The 17,228-nt window shown below is 64.8% G+C and carries 15 protein-coding genes; 6 read left to right on the top strand and 9 right to left on the bottom strand.

What is annotated here, in order from left to right:
• Positions 1–10: 10 nt before the first annotated feature.
• From Har1131_RS11940 to Har1131_RS11930, 3 genes are read right to left on the bottom strand one after another with little or no spacing between them, the layout of a single operon-like run.
• Entirely contained in the window at positions 11–1,099 is a 1,089-nt protein-coding gene (locus Har1131_RS11940) for an ABC transporter permease (protein WP_064288488.1), read from the bottom strand.
• Positions 1,092–2,966, bottom strand: coding sequence for an ABC transporter permease (locus Har1131_RS11935; protein ID WP_151146575.1), 1,875 nt, complete (start codon positions 2,964–2,966; stop codon positions 1,092–1,094). Before Har1131_RS11935 ends, Har1131_RS11940 begins: the two co-directional genes overlap by 8 nt.
• On the bottom strand, positions 2,967–3,869 hold the full coding sequence (locus Har1131_RS11930; RefSeq protein WP_151146564.1) for an ABC transporter ATP-binding protein: 903 nt from the start codon (positions 3,867–3,869) through the stop codon (positions 2,967–2,969).
• 60 nt (positions 3,870–3,929) lie between these two features.
• Here Har1131_RS11930 and Har1131_RS11925 point away from each other — a divergent pair, with 60 nt between their 5' ends.
• The gene (locus tag Har1131_RS11925) at positions 3,930–4,361 is read left to right on the top strand and encodes an SRPBCC family protein (RefSeq protein WP_151146558.1); all 432 of its coding nucleotides are present in this window, start codon (positions 3,930–3,932) and stop codon (positions 4,359–4,361) included.
• Between the two features lie 20 nt (positions 4,362–4,381).
• Here Har1131_RS11925 and Har1131_RS11920 read toward each other — a convergent pair whose 3' ends face one another.
• The 5 genes from Har1131_RS11920 to sucC all read right to left on the bottom strand — a co-directional run bounded on the left by Har1131_RS11920 (position 4,382) and on the right by sucC (position 9,250).
• On the bottom strand, positions 4,382–5,452 hold the full coding sequence (locus Har1131_RS11920; protein ID WP_151146555.1) for a HAMP domain-containing sensor histidine kinase: 1,071 nt from the start codon (positions 5,450–5,452) through the stop codon (positions 4,382–4,384).
• A 264-nt stretch (positions 5,453–5,716) separates the two neighbouring features.
• A complete protein-coding gene (locus Har1131_RS11915) occupies positions 5,717–5,953 on the bottom strand; it encodes a hypothetical protein (protein ID WP_004593153.1) in 237 nt (78 codons plus the stop codon).
• A gap of 243 nt (positions 5,954–6,196) precedes the next feature.
• A complete protein-coding gene (locus Har1131_RS11910; RefSeq protein WP_050037838.1) occupies positions 6,197–7,189 on the bottom strand; it encodes a hybrid sensor histidine kinase/response regulator in 993 nt (330 codons plus the stop codon).
• Positions 7,190–7,232: 43 nt separating this feature from the next.
• A complete protein-coding gene (gene sucD / locus Har1131_RS11905) occupies positions 7,233–8,105 on the bottom strand; it encodes a succinate--CoA ligase subunit alpha (protein ID WP_151103225.1) in 873 nt (290 codons plus the stop codon).
• Positions 8,102–9,250: an ADP-forming succinate--CoA ligase subunit beta gene (sucC, locus tag Har1131_RS11900; protein ID WP_151146552.1), complete on the bottom strand. Its 1,149-nt coding sequence runs from the start codon at positions 9,248–9,250 to the stop codon at positions 8,102–8,104. Before sucC ends, sucD begins: the two co-directional genes overlap by 4 nt.
• A gap of 226 nt (positions 9,251–9,476) precedes the next feature.
• Here sucC and Har1131_RS11895 point away from each other — a divergent pair, with 226 nt between their 5' ends.
• The gene (locus tag Har1131_RS11895; protein WP_014040055.1) at positions 9,477–10,259 is read left to right on the top strand and encodes an NAD-dependent protein deacylase; all 783 of its coding nucleotides are present in this window, start codon (positions 9,477–9,479) and stop codon (positions 10,257–10,259) included.
• A gap of 15 nt (positions 10,260–10,274) precedes the next feature.
• Here Har1131_RS11895 and Har1131_RS11890 read toward each other — a convergent pair whose 3' ends face one another.
• Positions 10,275–10,700, bottom strand: coding sequence for a DUF5793 family protein (locus Har1131_RS11890; RefSeq protein WP_014040056.1), 426 nt, complete (start codon positions 10,698–10,700; stop codon positions 10,275–10,277).
• A gap of 102 nt (positions 10,701–10,802) precedes the next feature.
• Here Har1131_RS11890 and Har1131_RS11885 point away from each other — a divergent pair, with 102 nt between their 5' ends.
• The 4 genes from Har1131_RS11885 (at position 10,803) to ligA (ending at position 17,208) form a co-directional block, all read left to right on the top strand.
• Positions 10,803–11,303 (top strand): TIGR04206 family protein, encoded by a 501-nt coding sequence (locus Har1131_RS11885; protein ID WP_050037839.1) that lies wholly within the window; start codon positions 10,803–10,805, stop codon positions 11,301–11,303.
• A gap of 133 nt (positions 11,304–11,436) precedes the next feature.
• Positions 11,437–13,056, top strand: coding sequence for a type II/IV secretion system ATPase subunit (locus Har1131_RS11880; RefSeq protein ID WP_151146549.1), 1,620 nt, complete (start codon positions 11,437–11,439; stop codon positions 13,054–13,056).
• A 1-nt stretch (position 13,057) separates the two neighbouring features.
• The gene (locus Har1131_RS11875) at positions 13,058–15,505 is read left to right on the top strand and encodes a type II secretion system F family protein (protein ID WP_151146546.1); all 2,448 of its coding nucleotides are present in this window, start codon (positions 13,058–13,060) and stop codon (positions 15,503–15,505) included.
• Between the two features lie 38 nt (positions 15,506–15,543).
• Positions 15,544–17,208 (top strand): ATP-dependent DNA ligase LigA, encoded by a 1,665-nt coding sequence (ligA, locus tag Har1131_RS11870; protein ID WP_050037842.1) that lies wholly within the window; start codon positions 15,544–15,546, stop codon positions 17,206–17,208.
• Positions 17,209–17,228 lie beyond the last annotated feature (20 nt).

Genomic DNA, 17,228 nt, shown 5'->3' with positions numbered 1-17,228 from the left:
TCCCTCCGTTCTACAGCGCTTCCGCGGCGATGCGGCCGATGTACACCCTTGCGGCAGCGTAGCCAGCGACCGCCACCAGCACTGCGCCACCGACGTGGCCGTAGGTCAGCAAGGTCGGGCTGTCGACCGCAAGCTTCGCCACCGTGGTCGCCGGGTGTTCCGGGAGGAGCACGGCCCCGCCGAACAGCACGAGAGTGAGCACGGAGAACAGCAACTGCGCCGGGCGACGGTTCTGGAGCGTGATGCCCAGCACGACACCGAGCGTCACGACGACGACGGTGACTGCGGTGATGAACAGCAGAATCGCCGCCGGGTTCGAGACGGCGATGCCGTTCGTCGACAGTAATGCGAGCCACAGTAGCACCTGTGCAGGGGCAAGTAACACCATTCCCAGGGCCTTCCCGTCGATGATGTCAAGTAATGACACTGGGGCCACGCGGAGCAGTTCCATCGTGCCGCGCTCGATCTCTTCGGTGACAGTGTCGACGGCAACCGATCCGCTGATGAACGGCGGGAGGAACAACAGCAGCGGAATCAGGATCGTGTAGGTGAACCCGAAGTACTGGCTCGCGCTGACAGTATCAGGGAGTGGCACGGGCGGCTGGTCGAGATAGGGCGTCCGCTCCAGTCGCTCCTGGCGCTCCAGCCCGCTGAGGACCCGGCGCACTTCGACGACGATGAGCGTCGACCGGATGCTCCCCTCCGGCACGACAGCAGTGACCGCTATCTGCTCCCCTGGTCCGCGCGTCGACGGGACGTAGTCGCCGCGCAGTATCGCGTCTACCCGTCGCTGATTGAACGCCCGCTGTGCGGCGTCCTCGTTCTCGAAGGCGGTGACGCTGGTCCCATCTTGTTCAGCGGCCGCGGCCTCAAGTTCCTCGCGGGCGTCACCGGTGACGGCCATCTCCACCTCACCGGCCGCGACCGAGCTGGGGTCGTACAGCGACGTGAGGCCGACGACGAGGAACGAGGAGAACCCCGCGACGAACAGCTGAATGAGCAGCGCCAGCACGATGGTCTTCTCGCGGGACAGCGACCGGATGTCCCGGCGGGCCACGACGACCCGCGGGTCGCGCCAGATGGGGCGGTCGTCAGACAAGGGTGCTCACCACCGCGAAGTTGTAGGCGAAGTGGATGACGATAGCCAGCCCGAGCCCACCGAGATAGGCCCGGCGACCGCGGCTCGCGCCCACCGAGGAAATGGCCGCCGTCAGCGTGTGCAGTGCCAGTGGGAGCAGGAACAGCAGCCCGGCAACCCACAGCGGCAGGCCGGCTGGCAACGTCGCGCCCTGCAGGGCGGCTTCCCCGATGGGCAGGCTTTCGAGGTCGGACAGCCTGGCGATAAGCAGCCCTTTCTCCCCGATGAAGAAGCCGAGTCCGGAGAGCGCACCGATGCCGAGCGCCGACCGGAGCGTCCGCTCGTAACGGGCGTGCTCGTAGCCGGCGTAGACGTGCAAGCTCTTTGCCAGTTCCTCGACGATGACGATGACGCCGAGCACGAGCACGATGCCGAGCGACTGGTTCGTCCCGAAGACGTTCAGCGACACCGAATCGAGGACGAACAAGAACGCGATGGCTGCCAGTTCGGCGACGATGACCAGCGGCAACAGGACGATACTCATCTTTAGCGCGCTCCGGCGGGAGTTGATACCACCGGCCAGCGCATCGAGCACCTTCAGCGGAATCGGACGCTGGGTGAACATATCCTCTTCCCGGTACAGCCCGGCTCCCAGACCGAACAGCACTAGTCCGGTCAGTAGCGGCGGCGTCACCGAGAACACGAACGACGAGAGCCCGACGGACTGGCCAGTCAGGTCGAGCACGACCAGCGTCAGCGGCGAGATGAGCGCAATCGGCGTCACGTCGGTGAAGATGGCCGGAACGAACGCGTAGGAGGTCAGCGTCACCGTAATGGTCACCGTCACGAAGGTGAGTTCCTTGAACGAGCGGGCGAACATCGCCCCGCAGAACGTCGCCGAGAGGAACAGAACGACGAGCGGGACCACCGCCAGCACCGCGACGTAGCTCCCCGCCGGCGCGATGTTCCCGAACCGCAGCGCCGCGGTGATGAGCGCCGCTACGCCGACAGCACCCACGAAGTACGGGAGCGTCTTCCCGCCGATAATGTCCCCCCGCGAGGCGGGCGTCACCAGCAGGAGTTCGCCGCGGCGGTTCAGCCGTTCGGAGAGCATCGACGAGCCGTAGGCCTGGATAACGAAGTTCATCGGGACGATGTAGAGGAAGGCGAGCACGAGCGACTCGAAGGGGAACGGCGGCGAGATGTCCGAGGGGGTGCCACCCTGCACGTCGCCGGTCAACCGCGCGCCGATAGCGCCGAGGTTCGCACTGCTGCCGCCGGCGGTTCCGCCGTCCCCGCCGCCGGTTGTGGCTGACCCGCCAGTACCGCCCGTGTCCGACCCGTCACCGCTGCCGCCGGTACTCGTCCCACTGCCGTCCGCAGAACCCGACCCGTCACTGCTGTCGCCGCCTCGGGGGTCGAGCTGGCTGCTCCCCGACTGTTGCTCGTAGACGAGCGTCACAGAAACGGGGAACGCGGCGGTCTGGTTGTCGTCCCGAGCGAGTGTCCGGTCGTTGTACTGCGCCGTACTGTCGCGGAGTTCGGCCAGCGCCGCTCGCTCTTTGGCCGTCCGTGGAACGCTCTGGAGCTGGGTCCCCCGATACAGGAGTTCTTGCTGGCGTCGCTCGATGGCAGCGGGGTCCGGCTCACGGATGTCGAACGTCCGGTCATCTGCCGCGACGCCGTAGTAGGGACTGTTCTCCTCGACGCCGATCCGGTAGATGCCGTCGTCCATGCCCGCACCAGTGCCGCCGCTGACGGCTATCGCGGCGACCGCGCCCATCGCAACGAGGGACAGCGCCATTACGACGATGGTCCGCTTGTCGACGCCGCCGGCGTTTTTCGTCACCTCCCACTTCGCGACGCGCAGGAGCTTGTCGGGTTGCATCTACTCCGCGTCCTCCTCGACGTACCGCGTGCCGCGGGTCCCGGCCTCGGCGACGTTGAGGAACACCTCCTCCAGACTGGACTCCTCCGTCCGTATGTCGACCACGTCGCCGCCCCGGTTCTCGGCCTGCCTGCGTGTCGTCTCGACTGCCTCCATGCTCTCGACGACGCGCTCGTAGGTGCCGTTTTCCTTGGCTGCGCCGGGTACGTCGACGGTGGTGTAGACGTGATACCGCGTGTGGCCGTACTCGGCCTGGAGTTCTTCGAGGTCGCCGCGGGCGACGATTTCGCCCTCGTTCATGATGACGACCCGGTCACAGATCGATTCGACGTGAAAGAGATTGTGTGCGGAGAAAACGATGGTCTTGCCTTCCTTCGCCAACTGCTCCGTGAACTCGATGACGTAGTTCGTCGTCAGCGGGTCCAGTCCCGACGCCGGCTCGTCGTAGATGAGCACGTCGGGGTCGTTGATGAGTGAGCGGGCGATGGCGACTTTCCGTTTCATCCCCTTGGACATATCTCCGAGCTTCCGGTCGCGGTGTTCGAGTTCGAGTTCGTCCAGCGTGTCGTGCATCCGCTCCTCGGCCACGTCGGGGTCTACGTCGTAGAGGTCGGCGAAGAATTTCAGGTAGGAGATCGGCGTCATCTCCTCGTACAGCGGCGATTCCTCGGGCAGAAAGCCCAGTTGCTGGCGCATCTCCGCGGTCTCGGTGTCGAGTCCCGCTATCTCGGCGGAGCCGCTTGTCGGCTCTAATAGACCCGCCAGCATCTTCAGCGTCGTCGTCTTGCCGGCCCCGTTCGGCCCGATGATACCGAACACCTCGCCGCGGTCGACCGAAAACGAACTGCCCTGTACAGCGACGAAACCGCCGTACTCCTTCCGAATATCCCGGGCGTCAATCATCTGGCGATTGATTGTGGGTGAACTAACCTATACCTTGGCTCCGGCCTATTGCTTCTGATAATGGTACTCGAACTCGGCACGAACAGTGTTTCGATCGAGAAAACACCGGACGGGCGACGGCTGATCGTCCGGCACGACGTCGATGCGTCGGTCGACACCGTGTGGGATGTCCTGACCGACACCGACTGCTGGTCCGACTGGGGGCCGTCGGTCACAACCGTCGAAACAGACACCCGATACATCGATGACGGGACGACCGGCCGCGTTCGCGCTGCTGGCGTGGTGTGGCTCCCGTTTGAAGTGACGGCATGTGCGCCGTATCGCTGGACGTGGAACGTCGCTCGGCTCCCCGCAACAGGTCACTTCGCCGAGGAACGGGCTTCCGGCTCCGTCGTTGGGTTCGAGATCCCGCCGCTGGCGACCGGCTACGCTCCGGTGTGTGCCCGAGCGTGCCAGCACGTCGCTGCTATCGCACGGCGACGCGAGGCGTAGGCAGCGACCGCATCGACCCGTCAGGGCTGTATCGGCGTCTTCGAGCGCGTGTAGGTGTCTTCGTCCGGGCTGTCTGCTCTCGTAGCGCCCGTAATCTCGAAGCGTGTCCCGCCCCCGTCGCTTTCGGTCACATCGATTTCCCAGCCGTGGGCTTCGACGATGCGCTGGACGATTGCCAGCCCCAGCCCGCCTTCGCCGTCTGTAGTCGTGTACCCGTCGTCGAGCACCGCTTCACGCTTGGCGGGCGGGATTCCGGAGCCGTTATCGGCGACGTAAAACCCTTCAGACATCTCGCCGACACGAATCGTCAGGTTAGCACTGCCACGTTCGAGGGCGTCCTCTGACGGTGACTGCCTGCCCGTGGACCCATGCCCAACACTGTCGTCGGGCCCCGTTCGACTGCCTGTGGAGCCATGCTCCACACTGTTCCGAAACAGGTTCTCGAACAGGTGACGGAGCCGATCCGGGTCGGCGTCGATGACGGCTGTCACTTCGTTTTCCAGCGTCGCATCCGCCGTCGGCACGGCCTCCCAGCAGCTATCGACCAGTTCTGCGAGATCAACGGCCTCCGTCTCGCTGATGACGTGCCCGCTTCGAGCCAGCGTCAGCGTCCGGTCGATGAGCGTTTCCATTCGGTCCATCGCTCTCGCAGCCGTTTCCAGATGTTCCGAGTCCCGGTCCATTCGTTCGAGTTCCAACTGACCGGACGCGACGTTGAGCGGGTTCCGGAGGTCGTGTGCCACGACGGCCGCGAACTCGTCGAGGCGTTCGTTGCGCTGCTCGATGGCCTCCCGGCGGAGTCGCTGTCGCTCGGCCTCGACGGCTCGGGATATCGCGCGCGCTTCGAAGATTCCCATCATGAGGCCACCGAAGCCGCCGACGATAGCCGCAAACAGCGCCCAGCCGATGTCTTCACTTAGCGACCCCGTCGGCCAGGTTAGAATCATCGCCACATTCAACAGCAGAAAAGAAACCAGCCCCCCAGCGAACCAGACCCCGATACGCCGGTAGTGGTCCGGCTCGATCTCCGAGTTGCTGAGCCAGAACCCGCCGACGATGATCGCCGCTGCAAACGGAACGATTGCCAGCATACTGACCACGAAATCAGCAGTAACAAGCGCTGATAGGCCGGAATCAGAGAAATAAAAATAGTTAGCGACGCCTCCGAGGAGGAGCAGCCACCCGACTCCCTGAATAAGGGCTGGCAGGCGATCTGAGCGGCGATCTGGGTCTGTCACTTCCGCATCGATTTGTTAGACGTGCATTTACATCTGCTGGCCAACGGAACAGGTGTGCGGCGTATTTCCCAGCATTATCGTCGGTGTTACTGTCGGCTCGGCCTGTTTTCCTGCCAGCTACTGTTTGGTTACGCGTGCGTCCGATACTTTGTGGATGTCGTCGTCGATCCCGGTGCCGTCACAGTCGTCATTCGGACATCGATAGTGCCAGCCGTCTTCCGTCGCCGCTCGCTCGGTAAACCGGTCGCCACATTCGTCGCAGTAGAGCTGCCCGTCCGAACATGTGTCGCGGTGGAGTTCGAGTTCGAGTTCTGTGCCGAAGGTCCGCTTGCAGTTCCGACAAATATGAGGCATATTCGAAACTACAGATTCATCCCTTATAGCGATACCGGAACGTTCACGGCCGCTTCTTTCCGTTGACGGAAGGTTCAGGTCGGCCGCCGTCCGTCGGTTTTCGGCACCACATACATCTCACATCTTGGACAGTAATGGTCGACAGGGCCGAATAGCTATCGACACATCTCGGCCACAGCCAGTTCGGGACCAGCCCAGCCGCCGTCTTCCAGATACCGACAGCGATTGTGGGTGAGATAACCGCTAGGCTGTCGTCACGTCGATCCGCGTGCCGCCGGATTCGCTGCTCCCGACCGATACTGTCCAGCCGTGGGCGCGCGCCGCAGTTTCGACGAGGAACAGTCCGTATCCCTCCCCCTCCCGCGTCGTCCCGAAGCCCTGGTCGAACACTTCGTCGCGGTCCGCTTCGGGAATCCCCGGGCCGTCGTCGGCCACGTAGAACCCGGACTCGGTTGCACCGATGGTGACGGTTACGGGTCCCTCGCTGTGTGTGACCGCGTTGTCGAACAGTTCGCGGAGGAGCAACTGCAGTCGGTCGTTTTCGGCGTCGACAGACGTGTCAGTCACCACTTCCAGCGTCGCATTTTCGTAGCTCTCTGCGGCCCAGACCTCAGTGGCTACGTCAGAAAGCGAGAGCGAGTCCGTTTCCGAGACGGGACACGCGGTGCTCCCGATGCGCGAGAGATCGGTGAGCAGTGTCTCGACTCGGCGAACGGACCGATTCAATGCGTCTTCGTGGGGCTCACCGATGTCGAGTAGCTCTAATCGGCCCATAACGACGTTCAGCGGGTTCTTCGCGTCGTGAGAGACGCCGCTCGATATGTCGTCCCACTGTACGGCACCGACCCGCCAGTCGGTCGGCCACCGGGTCGCGTACGCTTCGAGTTTCGCGGCCAACAGGGATGCCGGCGTCTCCGCGGTCACGTAATCGGTGACGCCGGCCCGGAGCGCCTCGGTGACCCGGTCCGGTTCGGGGTCGCTCGCGACGAGGACAATCGGAATCTCGGCCCCGGCCGCTCGCAGTTCCTCGAACACCGCTATCCCGTCGTGGTCGCCGTCGTCACTGACGACGACACCTCTGACATCCCCGTCACTCAGCCGGTCCCGTACGACGCTCGTGTCTCGGACTGCCTCGGCTGTTGCCCCGTCCGTTGTCAGCGCCTCGGAGAGTGCCGCAGCTAGGTCTGTCGCTTCGGTACCGACCACGAGATAGACGGTCCCACGAGCAGGCGTCATCACCTGACACTACGAAAACGGACGACAAGAAACCGACGGTGCCCTACAGCAGGTCTTCGACGTGGTCGGCGACTTCCTCCGGCGTGTCACCGACAGGGACGCCGTTGTCCTCGAGCGCGGTAATCTTCGACTGCGCGGTCCCGGTACCGGAGCCGGAGACGATAGCGCCGGCGTGGCCCATGCGCTTTCCGGGCGGTGCGGTCCGACCGGCGATGAAGCCGGCGACCGGCGTGTCCATGTGCTCGCCAATGAAGCGCGCGGCCTCCTCCTCGTCTTCACCGCCGATTTCGCCGCACATCACGACGGCGTGGGTGTCGGGGTCGGCCTCGAACTGTTCGAGCGCGCCGATGAAGTCCGTCCCGATAATGGGGTCGCCGCCGATACCGATGGCCGTCGACTGGCCGATGCCGCGGTTGGTGAGGTTGTCGACGACCTGGTAGGTCAGCGTCCCCGAGCGGGAGACGAGACCGACGTTCCCCTCTGAGAAGATGTTCCCCGGGAGGATGCCGAGCTTGGCGACGCCGGGCGTGATGACACCGGGGCAGTTCGGACCGACGAGATGCGTGTCGGTCTCTTGCAGTTTGCGGTAGACCCGGGCCATGTCCTGGGTCGGGATACCCTCGGTGATGGCGACGACGAGGTCGATACCGTCTGCATCGAGCGCCTCGAAGCAGGCGTCGCCGGCGAAGGCCGGCGGCACGAACACGACGGCGGCGTTCGCGTCGGCTTCGCGAGCCGCGCCCTGTACGGTGTCGAACACCGGCACGCCGGCGACTTCTTGGCCGCCGCGGCCGGGCACTGCGCCGGCGACGACGTTCGTCCCGTACTCAAGCATCTGTTCGGTGTGGAACTTCCCTTCTCCGCCGGTGATTCCCTGTACAACGACGCGCGTGTCTTCGTCGACTAGCACACTCATGCTTCCACCTCCTTTGCGTACTCAACCGCACGCTGGACGGCGTCCTCCAGCGTGTGCTCGACCGTCACCAGATCCTCGTTCAGAATCTCCATGCCCTCTTCGGCGTTGGTCCCTGCGAGTCGGACGGTGACTGGCTTCGGAATCTCGTCGAACTGCTCCAGCGCCTGGTTGATGCCGTTAGCGACCTCGTCGCCGCGGGTGATGCCGCCGAAGATGTTGAACACGACCGAGTCGACGTTCTCGTCGGAGAACACCATGTCGAGCGCGTTGGCGATGCGGTCGGCCTTCGCGCCGCCGCCCACGTCGAGGAAGTTGGCGGGTTCGCCGCCGTAGTAGTCCACGAGGTCCAGCGTCGTCATCACGAGGCCCGCGCCGTTGCCGATGATGCCGACGTTGCCGTCCAGTCGGACGTAGTCGAAGCCGTACTCGTCGGCCTTCTGTTCGAGTTCGTCGCCCTCCGCCGCTTCCTCGCCCATCTCCGCGATTTCGGGCTGGCGGAACAGCGCGTCGCCGTCGATGTTCATGACGGCGTCGGCCGCGATGACCTCGTCGTCGCTCGTAATCATCAGCGGGTTGATTTCCGTGTCAGCGCCGTCGCGGTCGTCCCAGAGCTGGTACAGCGTCGTGAGGACGCTCGCCACGTCGTTTGCGACCTCGCGGTCGACACCGGCCTCGTAGACGACCTTCCGGGCCTGGAACGGGTGCATGCCGAAGGCGGGGTCGATGTGCTCCCGGGCGATGGCGTCGGGGTCCTCTTCGGCGACCTCCTCGATGTTGACGCCACCTTTGGTGGACACCATTGCGACGGGGCGGCCCTCGCCGCGGTCCATCGTCACGCCGACGTACAGCTCGTTGACGAAGTCGACGGCTTCCTCCACGAGCACCTTCGAGACGTGGTAGCCCTTGAGGTCCATCCCGATGATGTCCTCGGCAGCTTCGCGAGCCTCCTCCTTGGACTCGACGAGCTTGATGCCGCCGGCCTTGCCGCGGCCGCCGACGTGTACCTGTGCTTTGATGGCGACCGGATATCCGATTTCCTCGGCCGCGTCGACGGCCTCGTCCACTGTCTCGGCCAGCTGCGAGGCGGGCGTCGGGATGCCCGCGTCAGCGAAGACTTGCTTCGCCTGGTATTCGTGCAAGCGCATGTCATGCAGAAAGCCGAGCGGTGGCGATTTAAATCCGTCCGTTTCTCTTCCGGCGACCACGCGGAATCCGTCCCAGTTTACTGTGGGTGGGGATAGTGGTTCGGGAGCGCGCTGTAGCGCGATACGGCTGGTTCTGAAGCGACTTGGGATGCCAAGGAGCGTTCCGGCCGTCCCAACATCGAATCCAATCCGATAGACCCACAGCGCCACACTGCGAAGCGAGCGTATGGCCGACGACAGGCACGGGACCGACGACGTCGACGACGAGACGCTGGATGCTGTGGCCGAGGCGCTTCGCACCGCCGAAACTGGCGTCGCCCTCACCGGCGCGGGCGTCTCGACAGCGTCGGGCATCCCCTCCTTTCGCGGCGACGACGGTATCTGGGAGCGCCACGACCCGGCGGACTTCCACCGCCGTCGCCTCGACGCCGACCCGGCGGGCTTCTGGGCGGACCGAATATCGCTGCGGGAGGTCATCTACGGCGACATAGACCCCGAGCCCAACGCCGCCCACGAGGCGCTGGCGGCGCTTGAAGCGGACGGCCACCTCGACGCCGTGCTCACGCAGAACATCGACGGGCTGCACGACGCCGCCGGGACGGACCGGGTCGTCGAACTGCACGGAACCCATCGGCGCGTGGTCTGTGACGACTGCGGCCACCGTCGGGAGGCCGAGGCGGTATTCGAACAGGCCGCCGAAAGCAGCGACTTACCGCCGCGCTGTGACTGCGGCGGCGTCTACCGCCCGGACGTCGTGCTGTTCGGCGAACCCATGCCCGACGTGGCGATGCACGAAGGCCAGCGCCTCGCCCGGGACAGCGACGTGTTCCTGGCTGTAGGGTCGTCCCTGTCGGTACAGCCCGCGTCACTGCTTCCGAAAATCGCGGCGGAAGCGGGGAGCACGCTGATCGTGATAAACTACGAGGAAACGCCGCGTGACGCGAGTGCGGCGCACGTACTTCGTGCGGATGTCACGCAGGTCCTTCCGACGCTTGTCGAGCGGGTGTAACAGCGCGGAGGCGGTCTACAGCTCGACGCCGCCGGGAATCAGGCTCTGCCCGCGCAGGAGGCTCCCGTCGGGGTCGTAGACGAGCAGCGTCCGCAGTTCGTAGGTCCGTGACTCGTCTTCGCCGTCGGTGAGATGGACTGTAAACTGTGGGTCTTCTTGAGCGTCCGCCGCGGAAACGAGCGCGTCGATGTCCGCCGTCGGTGCTGTCGCCTCGAAAATGTACTCACCGGTGAGGCGGTTCGTCAGCGAAAGCACCCCGTCGCTTTCGGGCTGGCGGCGGAAGGTCACGTCGATCTCCTCGCCATCGAGTGTGCCGCCGTCTACTTTACTGAGGCGCTCGCGGAGCTCTCCTGTCGGCCCATCGTATACAATCGCGATCGTCGGGTCGTCGTTGTCGGTGGCCGAAGCCTGGATGTCGACGGTGAAGTAATCACGCCTCATTCCGGTGTTTACAGGTACGTGGCCCGGCCAAATGAACGTAACGGCGCACCGACTGTCGGTATCGGTAGCTTTTACCGGACCGGCCCACCCTCTGACAGTAGCATGGCCTGGGTGAAATCAGAGTACGCCGGCGAGTTCGCGGTGCTTGCGACGTGGCTCGTGGGACTGGCCCCGTGGTCGGTGTCGCTGTTCGAGATTGAGGGGGTAACTGTCGTCGGGCTTCGCTTTCTTCCGTTCCGGTTCCAGTTCATCTTCGGAGCGACGCTCCCCGGAGAGCGGCCGTTTCTCTGGGCGTGGCAGGTCGCCGCGTTCCAGGAGTCGGAGCCGCTTGCGCTCGCCGGGACACTCGGGGTCGCGGCCCTGGTCGGCTTCCTGTTCCCGCTCGGCCTCAGCCTCTATTACTACGCCGCTGAGGACCGCGTTGAAGCGGTTCTCCCTATGGACCCAGTGCGACTGTTCGGCGGGCTGCTTGGGCTTGTTGGCGTCCTCACGCTCGCGGCCAGCGGGCTGTTCATCACGTCGTTCCCCGGTATCACCGTCCCCATCGGGGCGCTCGTCGCCCTCGTGTTCGCCTATTTGCTGCTGACTGTCGACCGCGCGTGACAGCCAGTCCGGTCCCGTTCGTCCGACCGCTGGCGATTATACTCCTGATAATTTGGCGAGCGAATTTAAGTAGGTGGATACGATAGCAGAGGTATATTCCGCGGAGCACCGTGTGCTCCCCACTGAACCACCGATGTCGAACCCAGAATCTCCCGAACCCGGTGCCTTCGTTTCGGACCCGCTCGGCCACATCCAGTCGTGGCTCTCGCGGACCGCGACGGTGTTGAGCGGGTCAGCGGTTCCGACGGCAAACTACGACCCCAGCCGCCACGGGACGCTGGTCGAATTCGACGGTCTGAACGGCTATAACGAGGTCGAACGCTACTGGCTGAACGCCCCCTTCGCCTTCGCCTCTATCAACCACGACCCGGACCGCGACGAGCACCTGTATCAGGTCGTCGAGCCGTCGCTGACCGACATCGAGCGAGAACTGCTCGACCGTCTGTTCGAGGACATCCGCATCCCGCTTATCTACCGCGACGATGTCGACGCCGACCCGGAGCGCGTCCTCGCCGAAGAACTCGAAGCCAGGCTTGAGGAGTACGGCGTCGTCATCGAACCCGAGACGTTCTACCGCCTGTTTTACTACCTGCATCGCTCCTTCCAGGGCTACGGTCACATCGACCCTCTGATGCACGACCCGGACATCGAGGACATCTCCTGTGACGGGGCGAACCTCCCCATCTTCGTCTACCACGACGGCTACACGGACATCGAGACGAACATCACCTACGACGCCGACGAACTGAACGACTTCGTCATCCAGCTGGCCCAGCGCTCCGGTCGGCACGTCTCCGTCTCTGACCCCGTCGTCTCGACGACGCTCCCGGACGGCTCCCGTATCGAACTGGCGCTCGGCGAGGAGGTGACTCCCCGCGGTTCGGCATTCACCATCCGGAAATACGCCGACGAACCGTTCACGCCGATTGAACTGCTGGACTATGGCACGTTCTCCGTCGAGATGCTCGCGTACCTCTGGCTGGCCATCGAGTCCAACAAGTCGCTCATCTTCGCGGGCGGGACGGCGGCCGGCAAGACCACGTCGATGAACGCGCTGGCGATGTTCCTCCCGCCCCGGTCGAAGGTACTCTCAATTGAGGACACCCGCGAGCTATCCCTGTATCACGACAACTGGCTCTCCTCAGTCACCCGCGAGCGACTGGACGATTCGGACATCACGATGTACGACCTGCTGCGGTCCGCGCTCCGGCACCGCCCCGAGTACATCATCGTCGGCGAGGTTCGTGGTGAGGAAGCTATCACGCTGTTCCAGGCGATGAACACCGGGCACACGACGTTCTCGACGATGCACGCGGACTCGGTCCAGACCGTCATTAACCGGCTGGAGAACGAGCCAATCAACGTCCCGCGGCCGATGGTTCAGAGCCTCGATATCCTCTGTGTGCAGGTGCTGGCCCGCTCGGGTGACGAGCGCGTCCGCCGTGCCAAAACGCTCGCCGAAATCGAGGGCATCGACCAGCGAACCGGCGAACTGGACTACTCGACGACATACAACTGGCGGGCCACCGAGGACCGTTTCTCCGAGAACAACAGCGAGCTACTGGACGAAATCCGCGAGGAGCGCGGCTGGAGTCAGTCAGAACTGCTGACCGAACTCCGTAACCGCCAGCGGTTCCTCCGCTACCTCCAGTCCGAGGGCATCACCGACTACCGGAAGTTCACGGCGATGGTCAACAAGTACTACGCGGACAAGGAACAGGTCATGGCGAACATCGACGATGCGATAGCCTGACATGGCGCTGAACCCGCTCGGTCTGGCTCCGCTCGCCGTCGTCGTCGGGATTCTCGGGCTTATCGGCTACAGCACTGTCAACGAGCGCTTCGACCGCAACGTCACGCGGCTGTCCCGACGGCTCTTCGGCCGGTACGTGGGCGAATCGCCCAAACGCGAACGACAGCTCGAAGCCGCCTACATCGACGAGACCTATCGCGGGTACGCCGCCAGAACGCTGGTGTACGCCTGTGTGGGGGCTGTCGCCGGCGCTATCACCGGCGCGTACGCCATCGGCGGCTTTCTGCTTGTGCTACCGGCGCTAGTGAACCTTGCACAGGGGCTCCCCTCGACGATGGTGAACGCCTTCGGCCTGCGAACGTTCGAACTCGTGCTGACGCCGACAGGGACTCTCTACATCCTCATCGGCGGCGGCGTGCTCTCGGGCGCGGCGACGGCAGGACTCACGTACCTCTACCGCTGGGAGCGGCTCAAGAATCAGGCGGACGTGCGGAGCCGGAACATCGACGAGGGGATGGCCCGCACCATCGCCTTCATGTACGCGCTCTCCCGCGGTGGGATGTCCTTCTCGGACGTGATGCGTGTACTGGCCCGGAATCAAGAAATCTACGGTGACACAGCCAGAGAGGTCGGCGTCGCTGTCAGGGAGATGGACCTGTTCGGCCGGGACATGATTACGGCGCTCGAACACGTCTCCCGGCGGACCCCCAGCGAACAATTCAAGACGTTTATTGAGAACCTCTCCAGCGTCCTCCAGAGCGGCCAGTCGCTGGCCCCGTTCCTCCGCGAGCAGTACGAGCGCCATCAGGAGGAAGCCGCCGAGCGTCAGGAGGACCTGCTGGAACGGCTGGCCACGGTCGCCGAGGCGTACGTCACCGTGTTCGTCGCCGCCGTGCTCTTCTTGATGACGATTCTCCTCGTGTTCGGCCTGACGACGACGGACACGCTCTGGCTGTTACAGATGATGGCATATCTCGTCATCCCGCTGGCTAACGTCGGGTTCATGGTATATCTCGATAGCAAGCTCCAGTCGCTTGGTATCGGGAACGGCGGGACGACAGACATTCTGGACCGGTACGAAACGGCGACGCTGGGGAAACCCAGTCTGGGGTCTGGCCCTCTCGGCCTGCCTGATGGCGGCGTCGTCCCGGCCGACGAGGCGAACTGGGACCGGCTCAGGTTCCACGACCGCGTGGAATCGCTTCGGGAACTGCTCAGCTCCCCGATTCAGTCGCTGGTCTGGAACCCGGTGTACGTCCTCTATCTCACCGTGCCCGTCGCGGTAGTGCTGTTGCTCGTCCGTGCCCCACCTGCGTTCCAGGCATCGACGGTCAACATCCGTCTCCTCGACGACCTCGTCATCCAGTCAGTCCTGCTGATTCTGGGGCCGTTCGCGCTGGTGCGGTTCATCTACACGCAGCGGCTATCCCGAATCGAGGACGCGACGCCGGACCTGCTCGAACGGCTGGCGAGCCTGAACGAGGCCGGGATGACCGTCGTGGAGAGTCTCCGCCGGGTCCGCGGCAGTGACATCGGCGTGCTCACCCAGGAGATGCACCGCATCTGGGCCGACATCAGGATGGGCGCGAACGTCGACGACGCGCTCGTCCGGTTCGGCCGCCGGGTCCAGACCACGGCCGTCACGCGGATCGTGACGCTGTTGACCCACGCGATGCACGCCTCGGGCCAGCTCGGCCCGGTGTTCCGCATCGCGGCCACCCAGTCACGGGCGGACCTCCGACTGAAACGGCGGCGACGCCAGCAGATGCTCACCTACCTCGTCGTCATCTACGTCGCCTTCCTGGTGTTTCTGGTCATCATCGTCGCCGTGCAGGAGGTGCTCGTCCCGAGCTTGCCGTCCAGCGTGCCGACGCCGGCCGGGGAGTCGAACCGACTGGGCGTCAACGTCGACCAGTTCGCCCGCTTCGGCCGCGTCGACAAGGCCGCGTACACGCTCGTGTTCTTCCACACCGCGCTGATTCAGGCCGTCCTCACCGGCTTCATCGGCGGCCAACTCGGCGAGGGCACGCTCAAGGACGGCGCGAAACACGCCGCAATTCTGCTGGGTGTCGCGTACGTCGCGTTCATCCTGCTGTCCTCGCCTGTCGCCTCGATGACGGTCACCAGCCCCGCCGTTTCCGGCGACCAGATAACGGTCGAATCGGCGTCGCTGTCGGAGGGTGGATTCATCGTCGTCCGCCAGTTCGAGGAGGACGGCAGAGTGCTCGGGACCTCCGAGTACCTCCCTGCCGGAAGCCACAGTGACGTGCAGATCACCCTCGACAGACCGCCGTCGACCGGCCAGTCGCTCGTGCTCGTCGCCCATCAGGACACCAACGGGAACCAGCAACTCGACTACCCATTCGGCGACAATTCGGGGGCACCGGACCGGCCATACGCGTCCTCGACGGCTGGGGAGAACGTCACGGTCGAGTATACGGTCGAGTGACGCTGGATTTACGGTGCCGAATCGGGTAGGGTGCGCTGATGGAGTTCGCCGCCTTCGCCGACCGGGCCGAAGCAATCGAAGCCGAGAGCGCCGATACCGCGATAACCGAGGCGGTAACCGACCTGTTCACTGACGCAGGGTCGGACCTCCCGACGCTCGCTCGCTTCGTTCAGGGCCGGGTGTTTCCGGCCTACGAGTCCCGCACGCTCGACATCGGCCCGCGGCTCTGCTACGAGGCGATTGCCCGGGCGGCCGGCCAGAACGTCGGCGCTGACGACGTAGAGCAGCGCCTCGCTGACATGGGCGAAATAGGGGCTGTTGCGGCCAGCTACGACCTCGGCGGCCAGCAGGGACTCGCCGCATTCGGAGCAGGCGGGAGCGGGAGCGACGCACTGACCGTCACAGAACTCGACGACGAGCTACGGAACCTGGCGGCTGTCGACGGCAGTGGGAGCCAAGGGACGAAAGTCGATATCCTCTTTGGCCTGTTCTCGCGGTGTTCGTCGACGGAAGCCGGCTACCTCGCCCGCCTCGTCCTCTCAGAGATGCGTATCGGCGTCGGCGAGGGGACGGTCCGGGACGCCGCCGCGGCCGCTTTCGACGTGCCGGTCGAGGCCGTCGAACGGGCCGTGCAGGTGTCGAACGACTACGGTATGGTTGCCGAAGTGGCCCGCGACGAAGGGGAGTCCGGACTGGCGACCGTCACCCTCGAAATCGGTCGCCCCGTTCAGGCGATGCTGGCACAGGCGGGCACGGTCGCTGGCGCGCTCGAAGACTGGGACCGCGCCGCGGTCGAGTGGAAGTACGACGGCGCTCGCGTGCAGGTCCACTTCGACGGCGAGGACGCCCGGCTGTTCTCCCGGAACATGGAGGAAGTCACGGACCCGCTTCCCGAGGTCGTCGACACTGTCGAGTCGACACTCGACGCACCGGCAATTCTCGACGGCGAGGTGGTCGCAGTCGACGCCGACGGCGACCCGCTCCCGTTTCAGGAGGTGCTGCGGCGCTTCCGCCGGAAACACGACGTTGCCGCGGCCCGCGAGGACGTGGCCGTCCGCCTGCACGCCTTCGACTGCCTGCACGCCGACGGCGAGGACCTGCTCGATGCCTCGCTGAAGACGCGCCATGACCGCCTCGAATCACTCTTGCCTGCCGGGAGTGACGTTGTCTCGCGGATGTGGCTGTCCGACGACGCCGAGGAAATTGAAAATCTGGAGGCTGAGGCCCTCGCCGCTGGGCAGGAGGGAATCATGCTGAAAGACCCGACCGCAGCCTACTCGCCCGGCAAGCGGGGCAAGCACTGGCGCAAGCGCAAACCTGACGTGGAGACGCTCGACTGTGTCGTCACCGGCGCGGAATGGGGCGAAGGCCGCCGGGCGAACGTGCTTGGCTCGTTCGAGCTTTCTGTCCGAACCGACGACGGCTACGCTACCGTCGGCAACGTGGCGACGGGCATTACCGACGAGGAACTGGACGACCTGACGGAGCGCTTCGAACCGCACATCCGGCGAGAGGACGGCCGCGACGTAACCCTTGACCCGGCGATTGTCTTCGAGGTCGGCTACGAGGAGATCCAGGCCTCCCAGTCCTACGCCTCGGGCTACGCGCTCCGGTTCCCCCGGTTTCTCTCGGTTCGTGAGGACAAGACCCCGGACGACGCCGACCCGCTGGAGCGCGTTGAGCGGCTGGCGGCGTCACAGTAGCGCCGTCGGACTGGGACGGA

It is taken from the genome of Haloarcula sp. CBA1131, from assembly GCF_008728975.1.
Lineage (GTDB): Archaea > Halobacteriota > Halobacteria > Halobacteriales > Haloarculaceae > Haloarcula > Haloarcula hispanica.
The sequence above is the reverse complement of the archived record's forward strand: the minus strand, read 5'-3'. Positions and strand labels throughout refer to the sequence as shown.